General features: G+C 71.8%; 15 protein-coding genes and 1 tRNA gene. 12 read left to right on the forward strand and 4 right to left on the reverse strand.

Features of this window, described 5'->3' with window-relative positions; translation table 11 throughout:
* Positions 1-27 precede the first annotated feature (27 nt).
* Together tadA and ACQUSR_RS15315 are read left to right on the forward strand one after the other, a co-directional pair.
* Positions 28-552: a tRNA adenosine(34) deaminase TadA gene (gene tadA / locus ACQUSR_RS15310; protein ID WP_431043118.1), complete on the forward strand. Its 525-nt coding sequence runs from the start codon at positions 28-30 to the stop codon at positions 550-552.
* A 46-nt stretch (positions 553-598) separates the two neighbouring features.
* Positions 599-688 (forward strand) — tRNA-Ser (locus ACQUSR_RS15315).
* A gap of 64 nt (positions 689-752) precedes the next feature.
* Here the strand turns inward: ACQUSR_RS15315 and ACQUSR_RS15320 are convergent.
* On the reverse strand, positions 753-1,559 hold the full coding sequence (locus tag ACQUSR_RS15320) for an alpha/beta fold hydrolase (protein ID WP_431043119.1): 807 nt from the start codon (positions 1,557-1,559) through the stop codon (positions 753-755).
* A gap of 171 nt (positions 1,560-1,730) precedes the next feature.
* On the opposite strand from ACQUSR_RS15320, the gene ACQUSR_RS15325 reads away from it, so the two are divergent.
* From ACQUSR_RS15325 to ACQUSR_RS15355, 7 genes are all read left to right on the forward strand, one after another.
* Positions 1,731-1,895 carry a hypothetical protein gene (locus ACQUSR_RS15325; RefSeq protein WP_431043120.1) on the forward strand — a complete coding sequence of 55 codons (165 nt, stop codon included), beginning with the start codon at positions 1,731-1,733 and terminating at the stop codon, positions 1,893-1,895.
* Positions 1,896-1,929: 34 nt separating this feature from the next.
* Positions 1,930-2,223 (forward strand): Dabb family protein, encoded by a 294-nt coding sequence (locus tag ACQUSR_RS15330; protein WP_304463055.1) that lies wholly within the window; start codon positions 1,930-1,932, stop codon positions 2,221-2,223.
* A gap of 301 nt (positions 2,224-2,524) precedes the next feature.
* Positions 2,525-3,367, forward strand: coding sequence for an RNA polymerase sigma factor SigF (locus tag ACQUSR_RS15335; RefSeq protein ID WP_431047611.1), 843 nt, complete (start codon positions 2,525-2,527; stop codon positions 3,365-3,367).
* A 185-nt stretch (positions 3,368-3,552) separates the two neighbouring features.
* Positions 3,553-4,383 (forward strand): RNA polymerase sigma factor SigF, encoded by an 831-nt coding sequence (locus ACQUSR_RS15340; RefSeq protein WP_431043121.1) that lies wholly within the window; start codon positions 3,553-3,555, stop codon positions 4,381-4,383.
* A 127-nt stretch (positions 4,384-4,510) separates the two neighbouring features.
* Entirely contained in the window at positions 4,511-5,353 is an 843-nt protein-coding gene (locus ACQUSR_RS15345) for a hypothetical protein (RefSeq protein WP_431043122.1), read from the forward strand.
* A gap of 108 nt (positions 5,354-5,461) precedes the next feature.
* Positions 5,462-6,115, forward strand: a complete 654-nt coding sequence (locus ACQUSR_RS15350; protein ID WP_431043123.1) for a hypothetical protein — start codon at positions 5,462-5,464, stop codon at positions 6,113-6,115.
* An 85-nt stretch (positions 6,116-6,200) separates the two neighbouring features.
* Positions 6,201-6,599 (forward strand): nuclear transport factor 2 family protein, encoded by a 399-nt coding sequence (locus ACQUSR_RS15355; protein WP_431043124.1) that lies wholly within the window; start codon positions 6,201-6,203, stop codon positions 6,597-6,599.
* 120 nt (positions 6,600-6,719) lie between these two features.
* On the opposite strand, the gene ACQUSR_RS15360 is transcribed toward ACQUSR_RS15355, so the two are convergent.
* Complete coding sequence (locus ACQUSR_RS15360; RefSeq protein ID WP_431043125.1) at positions 6,720-6,917, reverse strand: hypothetical protein; 198 nt, start codon at positions 6,915-6,917, stop codon at positions 6,720-6,722.
* Positions 6,918-7,126: 209 nt separating this feature from the next.
* On the opposite strand from ACQUSR_RS15360, the gene ACQUSR_RS15365 reads away from it, so the two are divergent.
* From ACQUSR_RS15365 to ACQUSR_RS15375, 3 genes are all read left to right on the forward strand, one after another.
* The gene (locus ACQUSR_RS15365) at positions 7,127-7,615 is read left to right on the forward strand and encodes a MarR family winged helix-turn-helix transcriptional regulator (protein WP_431043126.1); all 489 of its coding nucleotides are present in this window, start codon (positions 7,127-7,129) and stop codon (positions 7,613-7,615) included.
* An 18-nt stretch (positions 7,616-7,633) separates the two neighbouring features.
* Positions 7,634-10,195 (forward strand): MFS transporter, encoded by a 2,562-nt coding sequence (locus tag ACQUSR_RS15370; RefSeq protein ID WP_431043127.1) that lies wholly within the window; start codon positions 7,634-7,636, stop codon positions 10,193-10,195.
* A 235-nt stretch (positions 10,196-10,430) separates the two neighbouring features.
* Positions 10,431-11,267, forward strand: coding sequence for a YceI family protein (locus ACQUSR_RS15375; RefSeq protein WP_431043128.1), 837 nt, complete (start codon positions 10,431-10,433; stop codon positions 11,265-11,267).
* Between the two features lie 67 nt (positions 11,268-11,334).
* Here the strand turns inward: ACQUSR_RS15375 and ACQUSR_RS15380 are convergent, their stop codons facing one another.
* Together ACQUSR_RS15380 and ACQUSR_RS15385 are read right to left on the reverse strand one after the other, a co-directional pair.
* Entirely contained in the window at positions 11,335-12,120 is a 786-nt protein-coding gene (locus tag ACQUSR_RS15380; protein WP_431043129.1) for a TetR/AcrR family transcriptional regulator, read from the reverse strand.
* A gap of 43 nt (positions 12,121-12,163) precedes the next feature.
* Positions 12,164-13,699, reverse strand: a complete 1,536-nt coding sequence (locus ACQUSR_RS15385; protein WP_431043130.1) for an MFS transporter — start codon at positions 13,697-13,699, stop codon at positions 12,164-12,166.
* Between the last annotated feature and the right edge of the window lie 164 nt (positions 13,700-13,863).

Below are 13,863 nucleotides of genomic sequence, written 5' to 3' on the forward strand. Positions count from 1 at the left end.
CGCCCCGCGGAAGGCGACACTGGTGCCATGACCGCTCCCCGGCCGACCCCCGCCCCCGGACCCGACTCCGCGCGCGAGCCCGACCCCGTACGCGACCCGTGGCGCGACCCGATGCGGCTCGCCCTCGCGGAGGCCGTACGCGCGCCGGAGACGGGTGACGTGCCGGTGGGCGCCGTCGTGCTGGCCGCGGACGGCACGGTGCTCGGCCGGGGCCGCAACGAGCGCGAGGCCACCGGCGACCCCACGGCGCACGCCGAGGTCCTCGCGCTGCGCGCGGCGGCCAGGACCACCGGCGAGTGGCGGCTGGCCGGCTGCACGCTGGTGGTGACGCTGGAACCCTGCACCATGTGCGCGGGAGCGAGCGTGCTGGCCCGTGTGGACCGGGTCGTGTACGGGGCGGTCGACGAGAAGGCGGGCGCCGTGGGCTCGCTGTGGGACGTCGTACGGGACCGGCGGCTCAACCACCGTCCCGAGGTGATCCACGGGGTGCTGGCCGACGAGTGCGCCGGGCTGCTGACCGACTTCTTCCGCACGCTCGCCCGCAAGCCCTGAGGAACCGATTTCGGAGCACGGCCCCCCGTCCGCTAAGCTCTCTCTCGGTAGCGTGTCCGAGCGGCCGAAGGAGCACGCCTCGAAAGCGTGTGAGGGGGCAACTCCTCCGTGGGTTCAAATCCCACCGCTACCGCCAGCGAAGCGAAGGGCCCCACCCGCACGGGTGGGGCCCTTCGCGTTCCCCGGTCTCGGTTCTGGTCTCAGTTCCAGTCGCGGTTCCGGCCTCGGCCCCGGTCTCCCCGGGACAGGGCCGCGGCCACCACGCGCGGCATCGCGGCCAGGCCCAGCAGGCCGGTGACCGTACCCGTGGTGAGCGTGTGCCAGGCGGCGGCGCGGCGGAGCATCGCGTGGTCGCCGCCCGGCATCAGCAGCGTGCACGCGGTGGCACCGCTGTCTCTGGCCCGCAGCGCGAAGTCCACCGAGGCGCGGGGATCGGTCGTACGGTCCCGGTCGCCGTGCAGGATCACCAGGCGGCGGCCGCCCAGGTGGGTGACGGGCTCGCCGTCCGGGCACCACGGAGCGAGGGCCACCACGGCGTCTACGAGCGGGTGCGCGGCGGCGCGCAGCGCGGCGCGGCCGCCCATCGAGTGCCCGACCAGGACCACACGGATGTCGTCGCCGAACCGCCGGCCGAGTTCGGCCAGGGCCTGGGAGGCGTCGCGGGCCGCGTCGTCACGGGTGCCGTTCCAGCCGCGGTGGCGGTAGCGGACCCGGCCGATCGCCACGTCGTGGCGGGCGGTGGCACGGACGACGGCACGCTCGAACGGGCGCATCCGGGCGTCCGGGAGGTTCCACGGCCGGGGCGGCGCCAAACCGTCCGCGCTGCCGCCGTGCAGGAAGAGGACGGCGGCACGGGGCGGGACGGCGGCACGGGGCGGCGCCGCGGGCGGGCGCAGCACCAGGGCGAGGTGGGAGGTGTCGTCACATACGGCCACGGTCGCCTCGCTGCTCTCGTTCGCGGTCTCGGTCTCGTACTCGTGCTCGTTCGCGATCACGTTCTCGTACACGCACTCGTCCTCGGGGCCGGTCCGGCCCCGATGCGGCGCCGGTCCCGAGAGGTCCGCGTCCCGTCGCCGCCACGCCGACCGGCAGAATGATCGCATCATCCGTTCGGATCGTCCGTACGTGTGGATAGACTCACGCGATCGCGCAAAGACCGTAGGGGAGGCGGCACGAAGATGGCACAGGCGAAGAAGGTCATCACCTACATGCTCATCGTCTTCGTGCTGTTCACCATCATCAAAACCCCTGAACGGGCCGCTGACCTGGTCCAGGTAGGCTTCGAGGGTATATCGGAAGCCGCAGAGAGCATCGGCGATTTCATGACCGCGCTGGTCGAGTGACCTGCGGCCCGCTCGCCGTACGGAGGTCGCCGCAGTGATTCGCCACCTGGTCCTTTTCAAGCTCAACGACGGCGTGGAGCGCGACGAGCCGCGTGTGGTCGCCGGGGTCGAGGCGTTCCGGAAGCTCGGCGGGATCATCCCGGAGCTGACGGCGTGGGAGTGCGCCTGGAACATCACCGACCGGCCGATCGCCTATGACTTCGCGATCAACTCCGCCGTCGAGGACACCGACGCGCTGAAGCGCTATATCGAACACCCGGCCCACCAGGAAGCCGCGGGGCAGTGGCGGGAATTCGCCACCTGGGTGATCGCCGACTACGAATTCTGAGCCGCGCCGAAAGGGCCGACCCCTCGTCCTGGGACGGGGGGTCGGCCCTTTTTACCCCACCAACACGGCATTATGCGGTGCTTGCACACAGTGCACATGTCTTGTGATGCTATGACCGCTTTTGCCGGGTGTATGGACCGAGAAGGCGAGAAGGGGTGGCGTGACCGTGTCGGCCCGTACTGCTCACAGAACCCCCTTCCCCAGCGAGAGCAGCGAGAACGGACCCAGAGCCGCGAACGGCGCGCCTGAGGACGGGAGGGCCGGAAGGGACGAAGAGGCCGGGAGGGACGCGACAGAGACGCTGGAGGGCGAGAGAGGCGAAGACGGGGGCGAGGGGGACGCGCACGGCGACGGGCCGGCCGAGCGCGGTACGCCCAGAAGCCGGGGCGCCGATGCCCGCGCCCTCACCCAGGTGCTCTTCACCGAGCTGTCCACGCTCGAACCCGGCACCCCCGAGCACATGCGCGTGCGCGACGCCCTGATCGAGGCCAACCTGCCGCTCGTCCGCTACGCCGCCGCCCGCTTCCGCAGCCGCAACGAGCCGATGGAGGACGTGATCCAGGTCGGCACGATCGGCCTGATCAACGCCATCGACCGCTTCGACCCGGACCGTGGCGTCCAGTTCCCCACCTTCGCGATGCCGACCGTCGTCGGCGAGATCAAGCGCTACTTCCGCGACAACGTGCGCACCGTGCACGTCCCGCGCCGACTGCACGAGCTGTGGGTGCAAGTGAACAGCGCCACCGAGGACCTGACGGTGCTGCACGGCCGCTCCCCCACCACCGCCGAGATCGCCGAGCGGCTCAAGCTCACCGAGGACGACGTGCTCGCCTGCATCGAGGCCGGGCGCTCGTATCACGCCACGTCGCTGGAGGCGGCGCAGGAGGGCGACGGGCTGCCGGGCCTGCTGGACCGGCTCGGCTACGAGGACCCGGCGCTGGCCGGAGTCGAACACCGCGACCTCGTACGGCATCTGCTGGTCCAGTTGCCCGAGCGCGAGCAGCGCATCCTTTTGCTGCGTTACTACAGCAACCTGACGCAGTCCCAGATCAGCGCGGAGCTCGGCGTCTCGCAGATGCACGTCTCCCGGCTGCTGTCCCGGAGCTTCGCCCGGCTCCGGTCCGCAAATCGGATCGAGACCTAACCGGTTCGGGGTACCCGGAGTCCGCAGGTTCCGGGTATGAATGTCGATATGGCGCTACAGCGTGTTGCCGACATGTGACATTCTGCAGAAACCGCGTTTGCCGTGGCCCGTCCTCCGGTATTCAGGGGGAGGCTGCGCACGCACGGAGCGCTGCTGGGATCCGTCCGCGACCTCAAGGGGGTGGCATGTCCGCAGAACTGGGCAGCTCGAAGGTGCTCACCAACGACGCACCGCACGTGCTTGACGACTGCGACGCCATCGACACCCGCACCCTCTCCCGCACCCTGTTCCTGCGGCTCGCCGCCCTCGACCGGGACAGCGCGGAGCGTACGTACGTACGCGACACCCTCATCGAACTCAACCTCCCCCTCGTGCGGTACGCGGCAGCCCGCTTCCGCAGCCGGAACGAGCCGATGGAGGACATCGTCCAAGTCGGCACCATCGGCCTGATCAAGGCGATCGACCGGTTCGACTGCGAACGGGGCGTGGAGTTCCCGACGTTCGCGATGCCGACCGTCGTCGGCGAGATCAAGCGCTTCTTCCGCGACACCAGTTGGTCGGTGCGGGTGCCGCGCCGACTCCAGGAGCTGCGGCTGGCGCTCACCAAGGCCAGCGACGAACTCTCCCAACGGCTCGACCGCTCCCCGACCGTCACCGAACTCGCCGCCGCCCTGGGGGTGTCGGAGGAGGACGTGGTCGACGGCCTCGCCGTGGGCAACGCCTACACCGCCAGCTCGCTGGACTCGCCCTCGCCCGAGGACGACGGCGGCGAGGGCTCGCTGGCAGACCGCCTGGGGTACGAGGACAGCGCGCTGGAGGGCGTGGAGTACCGGGAGTCGCTCAAGCCGCTGCTCGCCAAACTCCCGCCGCGAGAGCGGCAGATCATCATGTTGCGCTTCTTCGCGAACATGACGCAGTCGCAAATCGGTGAAGAGGTCGGGATCTCCCAGATGCATGTCTCGCGACTGCTGACGCGGACGCTGGCGCAGCTGCGCGAGGGGCTCATCTCCGACTGACGCGAGCGTGCCCCGCTCTGCCGCGCGGATCCTCACGTGCCGTACGGGCTCAGTACCGCAAGCCCGTACGGCACTTGCGGTTGAGTCGGCCCTGTACACCTGACGCATCGTCAGCAACACTGTGCCGATGCGACGGCTGACACGCTGGACGACAGGCGGACGGAGCGCTCGCCACTCCTCTCCGGCGGCGGCACTGTGCGCGGCGTGCCTGGGCGCCGCGCTGCTCGGTGGCTGCGCGGGAGGCGGCGACGGCGAGCTGGCGACGGGAGCCGCCGGACCGGCGGACGGCCGCGCCCCGACGAGACCGGTACCACCGGGCGGCGGGATCGACTTCGTCCCGCTGGACGGCGACCGGGACCCTTCCGAAGGCCCGCCGTCGCGCCGGACGCCCGGCCCATCGGGGAGCGGAGCCGATACCGGAGCCGATACGAGTGCCGGTACGGGTGCCGACGCGCGCCGGGACGCGGAATCCCCCGGCGGCACCGGATCCGACGCGCCTGCGCCCCGGCCCTCCGGCGCCGAGGGCCAGCGCCCGGGGGACGACTCCCCCGGCCGGGATCGCCCCTCGCCGCCCGGTCCGACCCCTCCGGGCACACCCCCGTCGGACCCGGAGCACCCGACCACCCCGCCGCCGAGCCCGAGCCCGCCCTCGACCCCCGACGGTCCGGCCTACCTCACCCTCGGCGAGCCCGAGCGCGCGAGCGCCGACGAACGCTGGTGCGAGCAGGTGGCGGTCACCGTCCACAACACCGGCGGCAGGCCCGTGAGCGACGGCACGATCACCTTCGCCACGCACATCATCGGCTGGCTCGGCACCGACTGGGGCACGGTCGAGACGACGCAGGAGCTACCGGTTCCGATCGCCGCCGGCGAGAAGAAGGAGAAGGTCTGGACGGTGTGCGTGGACTCCTGGCGCGTGCCGCTGGGGATGCACATCGAGACGCGGGATGTCTCCGCCCGGTGGCGCTGAGGCCCGGACCCCGGAACCTCGACCCCGGAACCGGAGCCCGGGTCGGCGCGTCCCTTCCCCTCGGTCGCGTGATCGCGCGACCGGCAGGGCGAGGAAGCGGGAACGTACATGCGCAAGCGGCTGGGGATACGGGTGGGGATGGCCGGGGTCGCCGCACTCGGCATCACCGTGCTGGCCGGGTGCCAGAACGACGAAGGCGGCGGCACACACGACAAGCCGTCGCGCTCCGAGTCGGGCTGGGACCGCGAGGCGAAGCCGCGCACGGCCTATGACACCGGGGGCGGCACGGTCCCCCGATTCCGCGTCACGCTGCCCGAGGGCGTGGCGGTCACGGACGGCGGCGCCCCTGAGGACGTGCGGAAGGACGAGTGCTACGAGCCGGTCTGGATCGCCTCCGGCGATGACCGCACCAGCTACTTCTCCTGGTCCGCCAAGCCCGCGGGCTGCGAGATCGACCCGTCCGCGAACGAGAAGCCGATCAACGGCACGCACCCCACGTACCGTACGACCGCCGACATCCCACCCGCCGTGGCCCGCACGGCCCGGAAGGTGCGGACCCCGCTGGGCCCGGCGCTCGCCTTCACGCAGCGATACACGGTGTGCACCCAGCGCTGCGACAGCTTCGACGAACCGTTCGTGGTCATCACGCTGGACAAGCCCGCGGATTCGGGCTCCCCGACCCTCGTCTTCACCTCGGTCCACGCCGAGCTCACGCTGGACGAGCTGGTCGACGTCGTGACGAAGGACGTGGCGCCCCGCTGAGCGCCGCCGTCCGGGAACAGCCCGGTCGCGGGTGGTGTTGTCGTTGTTGTTTCAACAGCGACAACCGCCTTGTGAGGAGCACCACTTGAGTGACACCCGCGCCGTCGTGGAGCAGTTCTACCGCCATGTGGCCGCCCGCGAGATCGACGCGCTGAGCGAGTTGATCGCCGAGGAGATCGACTGGGACATCTACGGCGCGGAGGTGGTCCCGTGGGCGGGTCCGCGCCGCACGCGCGCCGAAGCGGTCGAGTTCTTCGCGACGCTCCCCGACCACCTGGAGCCGGAGGAGTTCGCGGTGAACCGCATCGTCGTGGACGGGTCCGACGCGGTGGTGATCGGGCACCTGCGCCAGATCGTCAAGGCCACCGGGAAGGTCTTCGACTCGCCGTTCGCCTTCCACCTCAGGGTCGAGGAAGGGAAGATCGTCCGGTACATCACGTTCGAGGACAGCCTCGCCCTGGCGCGCGCCTTCGACGCGTCCTGAACGGAGCACTCTGAACGAGACGCCCTGGACGAGGCGTCCCGAACAAGGCGTCCCGAACCGCCGTGGACACCGTCACGGGGGCGGTGCCCCGGTGACGGTGCGAGACCCGCCGGCGGCGGACTAGCCCAGCGCCAGCCAGGCGACGCCCGCCACCGCCGCGATCGCGACGATCACGCCGACGATCAGGCCGATGCGGGGGCCGCCGCCGGACGCGGGCGTCGTCTGCTGGGGACCGGCCTCGTCCACGAAGGCGCGGAACATCTGGGTGCTGCCCGCCGGGTCGTAGTTGCCGTCGGAGCCGTGGGGGTTGTTCGCCATGGGCCACGACCCTAGCGAACACGCGGAATCCCGCACACCCCCGGCTGCGCGACCCGGCACCCCCACCTGGCTCGAATTCAGCTGCTTGACCTCGCCCCGAGGCGACTTTTGCCCGCTGTTTACCCCCTCCGACCCCCTTTTCATTTGCCTTCAGCAACCAACCTCTTTTACGGTTGCCTCAAGCAACTGATCACGTTTCGGAGGTGCCCGTGGCCGCCCAGACCCAGTACGAGGAGCTGGCCCGGCAGCTGAGCGCGATCGGCGCCGTCAAGCGCGAACTCAGCCGTGCCCTGCCGCAGGACTGCCCACCCGCCTCAGCCGTCGTCCTCATGCTTCTCGACCGCTACGGCCAGATGCGCATGAGCAAACTCGCCGAGCTGATGACCATCGACACGTCCGTCACCAGCCGCCATGTCGCGCACGTCGAGGCGCGGGGCTGGATCGACCGGCGTCCGGACCCGCTGGACGGGCGGTCGCGGCTGCTGCGCCTCAGCACCCGCGGCGAAACGCTGCTGGCCCAGGTCACGGCGCGCTATACGGAAGCGCTCGCCACCCACCTGAGCGACTGGTCCGACGACGACGTCGGCCGGCTCAACGAGCTGCTGGCCAGACTCCGGGCGAGCTTCGACGAGCCGCGGTCCCGCGACTGCGCGGCGCGGCCTGCCGGGAGCACGGCCCGTACACCCGCACACACGTAGCACTCGCAAAGGAACTTCATGGCAACGACCACACCGGACGGCGGTGTGCGGGGACCCGCGGGGCACCCCGCTCACGCCAGGCGGCACGGACACGGGCACGGGCACCCGCACGGCGCCCCCCAGGAGCCGATGACCCATCGGCAGATCATGGAGGCCCTGTCCGGGCTGCTGCTCGGCATGTTCGTGGCGATCCTGTCGTCCACGATCGTCTCGAACGCGCTCCCGGAGATCATCGCCGACCTGCACGGCAGCCAGTCGTCGTACACGTGGGTGGTCACCGCCGCCCTGCTGTCGATGACGGCCGCCACCCCGCTGTGGGGCAAGCTCTCCGACCTGTTCAGCAAGAAGCTGCTGGTCCAGGTGGCGCTCGTGATCTATGTCGCGGGCTCGGTGGTCGCCGGCCTGTCGCAGAGCACCGGCATGCTCATCGCCTGCCGCGTCGTCCAGGGCATAGGCGTGGGCGGCCTGTCCGCCCTGGCCCAGATCGTGATGGCCGCGATGATCTCCCCGCGTGAGCGCGGGCGCTACAGCGGCTACCTCGGCGCGACCTTCGCCGTGGCGACCGTCGGCGGTCCGCTGCTGGGCGGCGTCATCACCGACACCGACTGGCTCGGCTGGCGCTGGTGCTTCTACGTCGGCGTGCCGTTCGCCGTCATCGCCCTGTTCGTGCTGCAGAAGACCCTCAAGCTCCCCGTGGTGAAGCGGGAGGTCAAGGTCGACTGGGCGGGCGCGTTCTTCATCAGCGCCGCCGTCTCGCTGCTGCTGATCTGGGTCACGCTCGCGGGCGATGACTACGACTGGATCTCCTGGCAGACCTACGCCATGGTCGGCGGGGCGCTGGCGCTCGGCGCGGTCTTCGTCCTCGTCGAGTCCAGGGCGAGCGACCCGATCATCCCGCTGCGGCTGTTCCGCAACAAGACGATCACCCTGGCGTCGCTGGCGTCGATGTTCGTCGGTGTCGCGATGTTCGCGGGCACGGTCTTCTTCAGCCAGTACTTCCAGCTGGCGCGCGGCGAGTCGCCGACCATGTCCGGCGTCATGACCATCCCGATGATCGGCGGGCTGTTCGTCTCCTCGACCGTCTCCGGCCAGGTCATCACCAAGACCGGCCGCTGGAAGGCGTGGCTGGTCGCCGGCGGCGCACTGCTCACCGCGGGCCTCGGACTGCTCGGCACGATGCGGTACGACACCCCGTACTGGCGCCTGTCGATCTTCATGGCGCTGCTGGGCCTGGGCATCGGCATGATGATGCAGAACCTGGTGCTGGCCACCCAGAACCAGGTGGCCCCCGAGGACCTGGGCGCCGCCAGCTCCGTCGTCACCTTCTTCCGCTCCCTCGGCGGTGCGGTGGGCGTCTCGGCGCTGGGCGCGGTGCTCGCCAACCGGGTCACCCACTACACCCGGGACGGGCTGGCCGACCTCGGGCCGAAGGCCGCGGGCGCGGCAGGGCACGGCGGCACGGGCGGCGGCGCCATCCCCGACCTGGACAAGCTGCCGCCGCCGCTGCGCGAGGTGATCGAGAGCGCGTACGGGCACGGTGTCGCGGACGTCTTCTTGTACGCCGCGCCCGCCGCGCTGCTGGCCTTCCTCTTCTCCCTGTTCATCAAGGAGGTCGCGCTGAGGAGCAGCGCCGGAGCGCATCCGGGCGGCCCCGCCGGACCGGCGGACGCCGGTGCGGGGGCCGAGTCGGCGCGCACCGCCGCGGCGGCCGCGAGCGGGGGCGGCCAGTCGCCCGCCCTCGCCACGGCCGGTGCCCTCGCCACGGATGCCTCCACGCACGTCTCCACCGGCGGCGACGCCGGGGAGCCGCGCCCCCGCCAAGGTGTGCACGGCTTCGTACGGAACGCCGAGGGCGCCGCCGTGCCGAGGGCCGCCGTCACCCTGATCTCGCTCACCGGGCGGCAGCTCGGCCGGTCCGTGGCGCACGCGGACGGCTCGTACGCGCTGGACGCGCCCGGCCCCGGCTCATACGTACTGATCGCGGCCGCCGACGGCCACCAGCCGCAGGCGTCCACCGTCGTGGTCGGCGAGGAGCCCCTCGCCTACGACGTCGCGCTGGCGGGCCCCAGCGGACTGGCGGGCACCGTACGCGCCGACGCCGACGGGCAGCCGGTCGCGGCGGCCATGGTCGTCGTCACCGACGTACGCGGCGAGGTGCTCGCCGCCGGGGCGACCGGCGAGCGGGGCGAGTTCGCGTTCGACGAGCTGGTCGCGGGCTCCTTCACGGTGGCCGTGAACGCGCCCGGCTTCCGGCCCGCCGCGCTGCCGGTCGAGGTCGCCGGCCAGGGCGTCACCCGGGTCGGGATCGCGCTGCGGCCCGGCGCGCGCGTGCGGGGCACCGTACGCGCCGGGGCGGAGCGGCGGCCGCTGGCCGACGCGCGGGTCACGCTGGTCGACGCGGCAGGCAACGTGGTGGCGGCCACCACCACCGGTGAGGACGGCGCGTACGCCTTCACCGACCTGGACGCGGGCGGCTACACGGTCATCGCGAGCGGCTATCCGCCGGTCGCGGACGCGCTCGCGGTCACCGGGGACGGAGTCGACGGACACGACGTCGAGCTCGCCCACCCCGGCGACTGACGGGCCCATCGGCCCCGGGCCCCGGCGCGCGTCGAGCGGAGACGCGCCGGAGCCCGGTCCCGGACCGGATCCGGCCACGGACGGTCCGCGGAGAGAGGGTCCTGGTGGCGGCGGGAGCAGACGGGCAGGGGACAGCCCGCCCGCCGCCACCAGGACCGATACGACGTGCGGCACGTGCACCACGTAGCCATGTGCGGCACGTGCACCACCACGAGAACGGGAGCGGGAAGCGGAGATGACGACGACCACGGGCGCGGGGCTGCGGGCACGCATCCGTACGCGCGACGGCTGGGCGGTGCGGCACGCGGTGCTGACCGTCACCGATATGACGGGCGCACAGGTGCTGCGGGCGCAGGCCGACGAGGAGGGTGCCGTACGGGTCGCGGAGGCGCTGGCCCCTGGCCCGTACACGGTGATCGTGACCGCCGTCGGCTACGCGCCGGCCGCCTCGACCGCCATCGTCACCGCGTCCGGCCGTGCCGAGGTCGGCACCGTGGTGCTGGCGCGGCAGGGCGGTGTGGAGCTGCCGCCGCCGGGCCCGTGGACGCTGGACCCGGCGCACTCGACGGTGGCGGCGGTCGCACAGCACCTGGGGATCTCCAGCGTGCGCGGCCGGTTCACGGAGTTCGGCGGCCGGATCGAGATCGCCGAGGACCTGGCGCGGTCGACCGTCGAGGCGGAGATCCAGGCGGCCGGCATCGACACCGGCAACGGGATGCGGGACGGCCATCTGCGATCGGCGGACTTCCTGGACGTCGAGCGCCATCCGCTCCTGGAGTACCGGGGTACGCGGCTGTCCCCCGCCGGTCCCGACCGCTGGACGGTGCACGGCGAACTGTCGATGCACGGCGTCCGGCGGCCGGTGGACCTGGACCTGGCCTACCTGGGCACGGGGCCGGACCCCTGGGGCGGCGTACGGGCCGCGTTCCGCGCCACCACCGAACTGCGGCGCGAGGACTTCGCGATGCACTACAACCAGGTGGTCGCGGCGGGCATCGCGGCGATCGGCACGACGCTGCGGGTGGAGCTGGACATCCAGGCGGTGCAGGGCACACGGCTGCCTACGGCGTAGTCGGCGCCGTACGGGGACCCGGCTGCCGACCGCCGTACGTACGGGGACCCGGCTGCCGGAGCCGTGGTCAGCCGTCCCGCAGGGCCTCGATGCCCGCGATGGCGCAGTCCATCGCGACGGCGAAGTCCCGCGCCCGCATCTCCGCGACCGTGTCGCCGCCCCGGGCCTCCGCGAGGACGCGCGACTCCTCGAACTCCGGGCGTCCCGCGATCGTGTTCATCACCTGCCGGTGGAAGTCGTCCTCGCTGACGCCCGCCGCCCGGCAGCGGGCGCCGAACCGGCCCTCGATCGTGCTGTAGCCGTAGACGAACTGGTAGACGAGCGACAGCGCGCCAGGCACCTTGTCGTCCGGCAGCCCACTGTTCCGCATCACCCGCATGGCGGCGTGCGCGAAGGCCATCGCGTTCGGGCCGATGTTGAGGTACTCGCCCACCAGCGGCGACAGCCACGGGTGTCGGACGATGAGCTTCCGGTACTCCCCGGCCAGCTGGCGCAGCTGGTCGCGCCAGTCGCGCTGCCCGACCGGAAACGGATGCGCGAGCGCCGCCGCGGGCTCGACCGCCTCCGGTGGCAGCGCGACCTCGCCCATGGCCGTGTCCAGGGCGAGTTCGAGCAGGTCGTCCTTGGTGTCCACGTACCAGTAGACGGACATGGCGGTGACGCCGAGTTCGGCGGCGAGCCGCCGCATCGAGAACTTCGCCAGCCCTTCGGCATCCAGCAGCCGGACCGAGGCCGCGACGATCTTCACGCGGTCGAGCCCGTCCGGCTGCTGGTCCGTCTTGCGCCGCGGGGCCGGGCGCTCGGAGAGCCAGACGCTCGTACGCGGACTGCTGACACGGCTGCCGGTTGCCATGGCGCGCTCTCTTTCTCCGAGGCCCGGTGGTGCGTAGGCGATGCTATTGCGCTCCGGCGTCCTGATCCGGTTGGGCCTGCGGTGAAGATCGCTCGGCGCGGTGCAGCAGGAAGGCGGCGAGCAGGCCGCCCGCCAGCACCGCCGCGGCACCCACCAGCTGGCTGGTTTCGAGGCCCTCGGCGAACGCGTCGGAGATCCGGGACCGTTCTGCGTCGCTGTCCGCGGTGGCCATGACGGCGGGCAGCGAGACCGCGCCCGCGGCGGCGGGTATCAGGGCGGCGAACCGGGAGTTGAGGACGGCGCCGAGGACGGCCACGCCCAGACCGTTTCCGAACTCGGCGAGGGTGCCGTTGACTCCGGCGCCCACGCCCGCCTTCTCGGGCGGGATGGCGCTCATGATGGCGTTGGCCATGGCCGGCATGGAGACGGCGATGCCCGCGCCCATCACGACCAGCCCGAGCAGCATCCCGCCGTAGCCGTCACCGCCGAGGAGCGCGATCGCGGCGAGCCCGGCGGACACCATGGTCATTCCGGACGCGATGGTGCGGGGGGTGCCCAGCCACGACAGCAGCCGCGCCCCGAGGCCGGTGAAGTTGAGGGCCACGACGGTGAGCGCCAGCGGAGCCGTGCGGAGCCCGGCGTCCAGCGGCTCGTACCCCAGGACGAACTGGAGGTGCTGGGTGAGCAGGTACAGCGAGCCGCCCATCCCGAACGCGACCAGGATCGCGCCCGCGACGGCGCCGACGAACCGCTGGTTGCGGAAGAAGTGCATGTCCAGCATCGGGTTCGGTATCCGCAGCTCCCAGACCGCGAAGGCGGCCAGGACGACGATCCCGACGGCGGCGGAGCCCAGCACCTGCCCCGACGTCCAGCCGTGCACCGGGCCGGTGATGATCGCGTAGACCACACCGGTCATTCCTATGGTGGACAGGATGGCGCCGAGTACGTCGGGCCGATCGCCGGTGCCGCTGCGGGACTCCGGCACCATGGCGATGACGGCGACCAGGCCGACCACCGCGACCGGGATGTTGACCAGGAAGATCGCGCCCCACCAGAAGTGATCGAGCATGATCCCGCCGATGAGCGGACCGGCGGCGAAGCCCAGCGAGTTGACGGTGGACCACAGGCCGATGGCCTTCACCCGCTCCGAGTCGTCGAAGATCTGGACGACGACGGCGAGCGTGGTGGTCATCAGCAGCGCGCCGCCGACGCCCATCCCGGCGCGGGCGGCGATCAACTGGCCGGAGGTCTGCGCGAGCCCCGCGGCCAGCGACCCGAGCCCGAACAGGGCGAGCCCCGTGGCCAGCAGCTTCTTGCGGCCGTAGCGGTCGGCGGCGTTGCCCGCGGTGAGCAGCAGGCCCGACTGGACGAGCGAGTAGGCGTTGAGCATCCACTGCACGTCGGCGGAGGACGCGTCCAGATCCTCGGTGAGGGACGGGATCGCGACGTTGAGGACGGTGTTGTCGAGCAGGACGGTGAGCTGCGCGAGGCAGATGACGCCGAGGATCAGCCAGCGCTGCGGGTGGCTCCGCGGGGCTCCTTCTGGTGACGAGGTGGTTTCAGCTGACGTCGCCGTCACGCGTGCTCCTTATACGCCGTACAGGACATGGGTTATACACCGTACAGGAACCGGCGGGGTGCCGCACACCCTTTTTTCTCGCCGCCGCTCCCCGGCCAGGCGCCCGAACGGCAGCCGCACGCTCCGCGCGCTCCCGGGAATAACCGGATATCCCCTCCGGTTAT

The organism is Streptomyces sp. P1-3 (assembly GCF_050613155.1).
Taxonomy (GTDB): Bacteria; Actinomycetota; Actinomycetes; order Streptomycetales; family Streptomycetaceae; genus Streptomyces.

Coding starts and splice junctions, on each gene's coding strand:
- ACQUSR_RS15375 (WP_431043128.1), top strand. CDS start 10,431: ATGACGACGACCACGGGCGCGGGGCTGCGGGCACGCATCCGTACGCGC.
- ACQUSR_RS15380 (WP_431043129.1), bottom strand. CDS start 12,120: ATGGCAACCGGCAGCCGTGTCAGCAGTCCGCGTACGAGCGTCTGGCTC.
- ACQUSR_RS15340 (WP_431043121.1), top strand. CDS start 3,553: ATGTCCGCAGAACTGGGCAGCTCGAAGGTGCTCACCAACGACGCACCG.
- tadA (WP_431043118.1), top strand. CDS start 28: ATGACCGCTCCCCGGCCGACCCCCGCCCCCGGACCCGACTCCGCGCGC.
- ACQUSR_RS15345 (WP_431043122.1), top strand. CDS start 4,511: ATGCGACGGCTGACACGCTGGACGACAGGCGGACGGAGCGCTCGCCAC.
- ACQUSR_RS15360 (WP_431043125.1), bottom strand. CDS start 6,917: ATGGCGAACAACCCCCACGGCTCCGACGGCAACTACGACCCGGCGGGC.
- ACQUSR_RS15325 (WP_431043120.1), top strand. CDS start 1,731: ATGGCACAGGCGAAGAAGGTCATCACCTACATGCTCATCGTCTTCGTG.
- ACQUSR_RS15370 (WP_431043127.1), top strand. CDS start 7,634: ATGGCAACGACCACACCGGACGGCGGTGTGCGGGGACCCGCGGGGCAC.
- ACQUSR_RS15350 (WP_431043123.1), top strand. CDS start 5,462: ATGCGCAAGCGGCTGGGGATACGGGTGGGGATGGCCGGGGTCGCCGCA.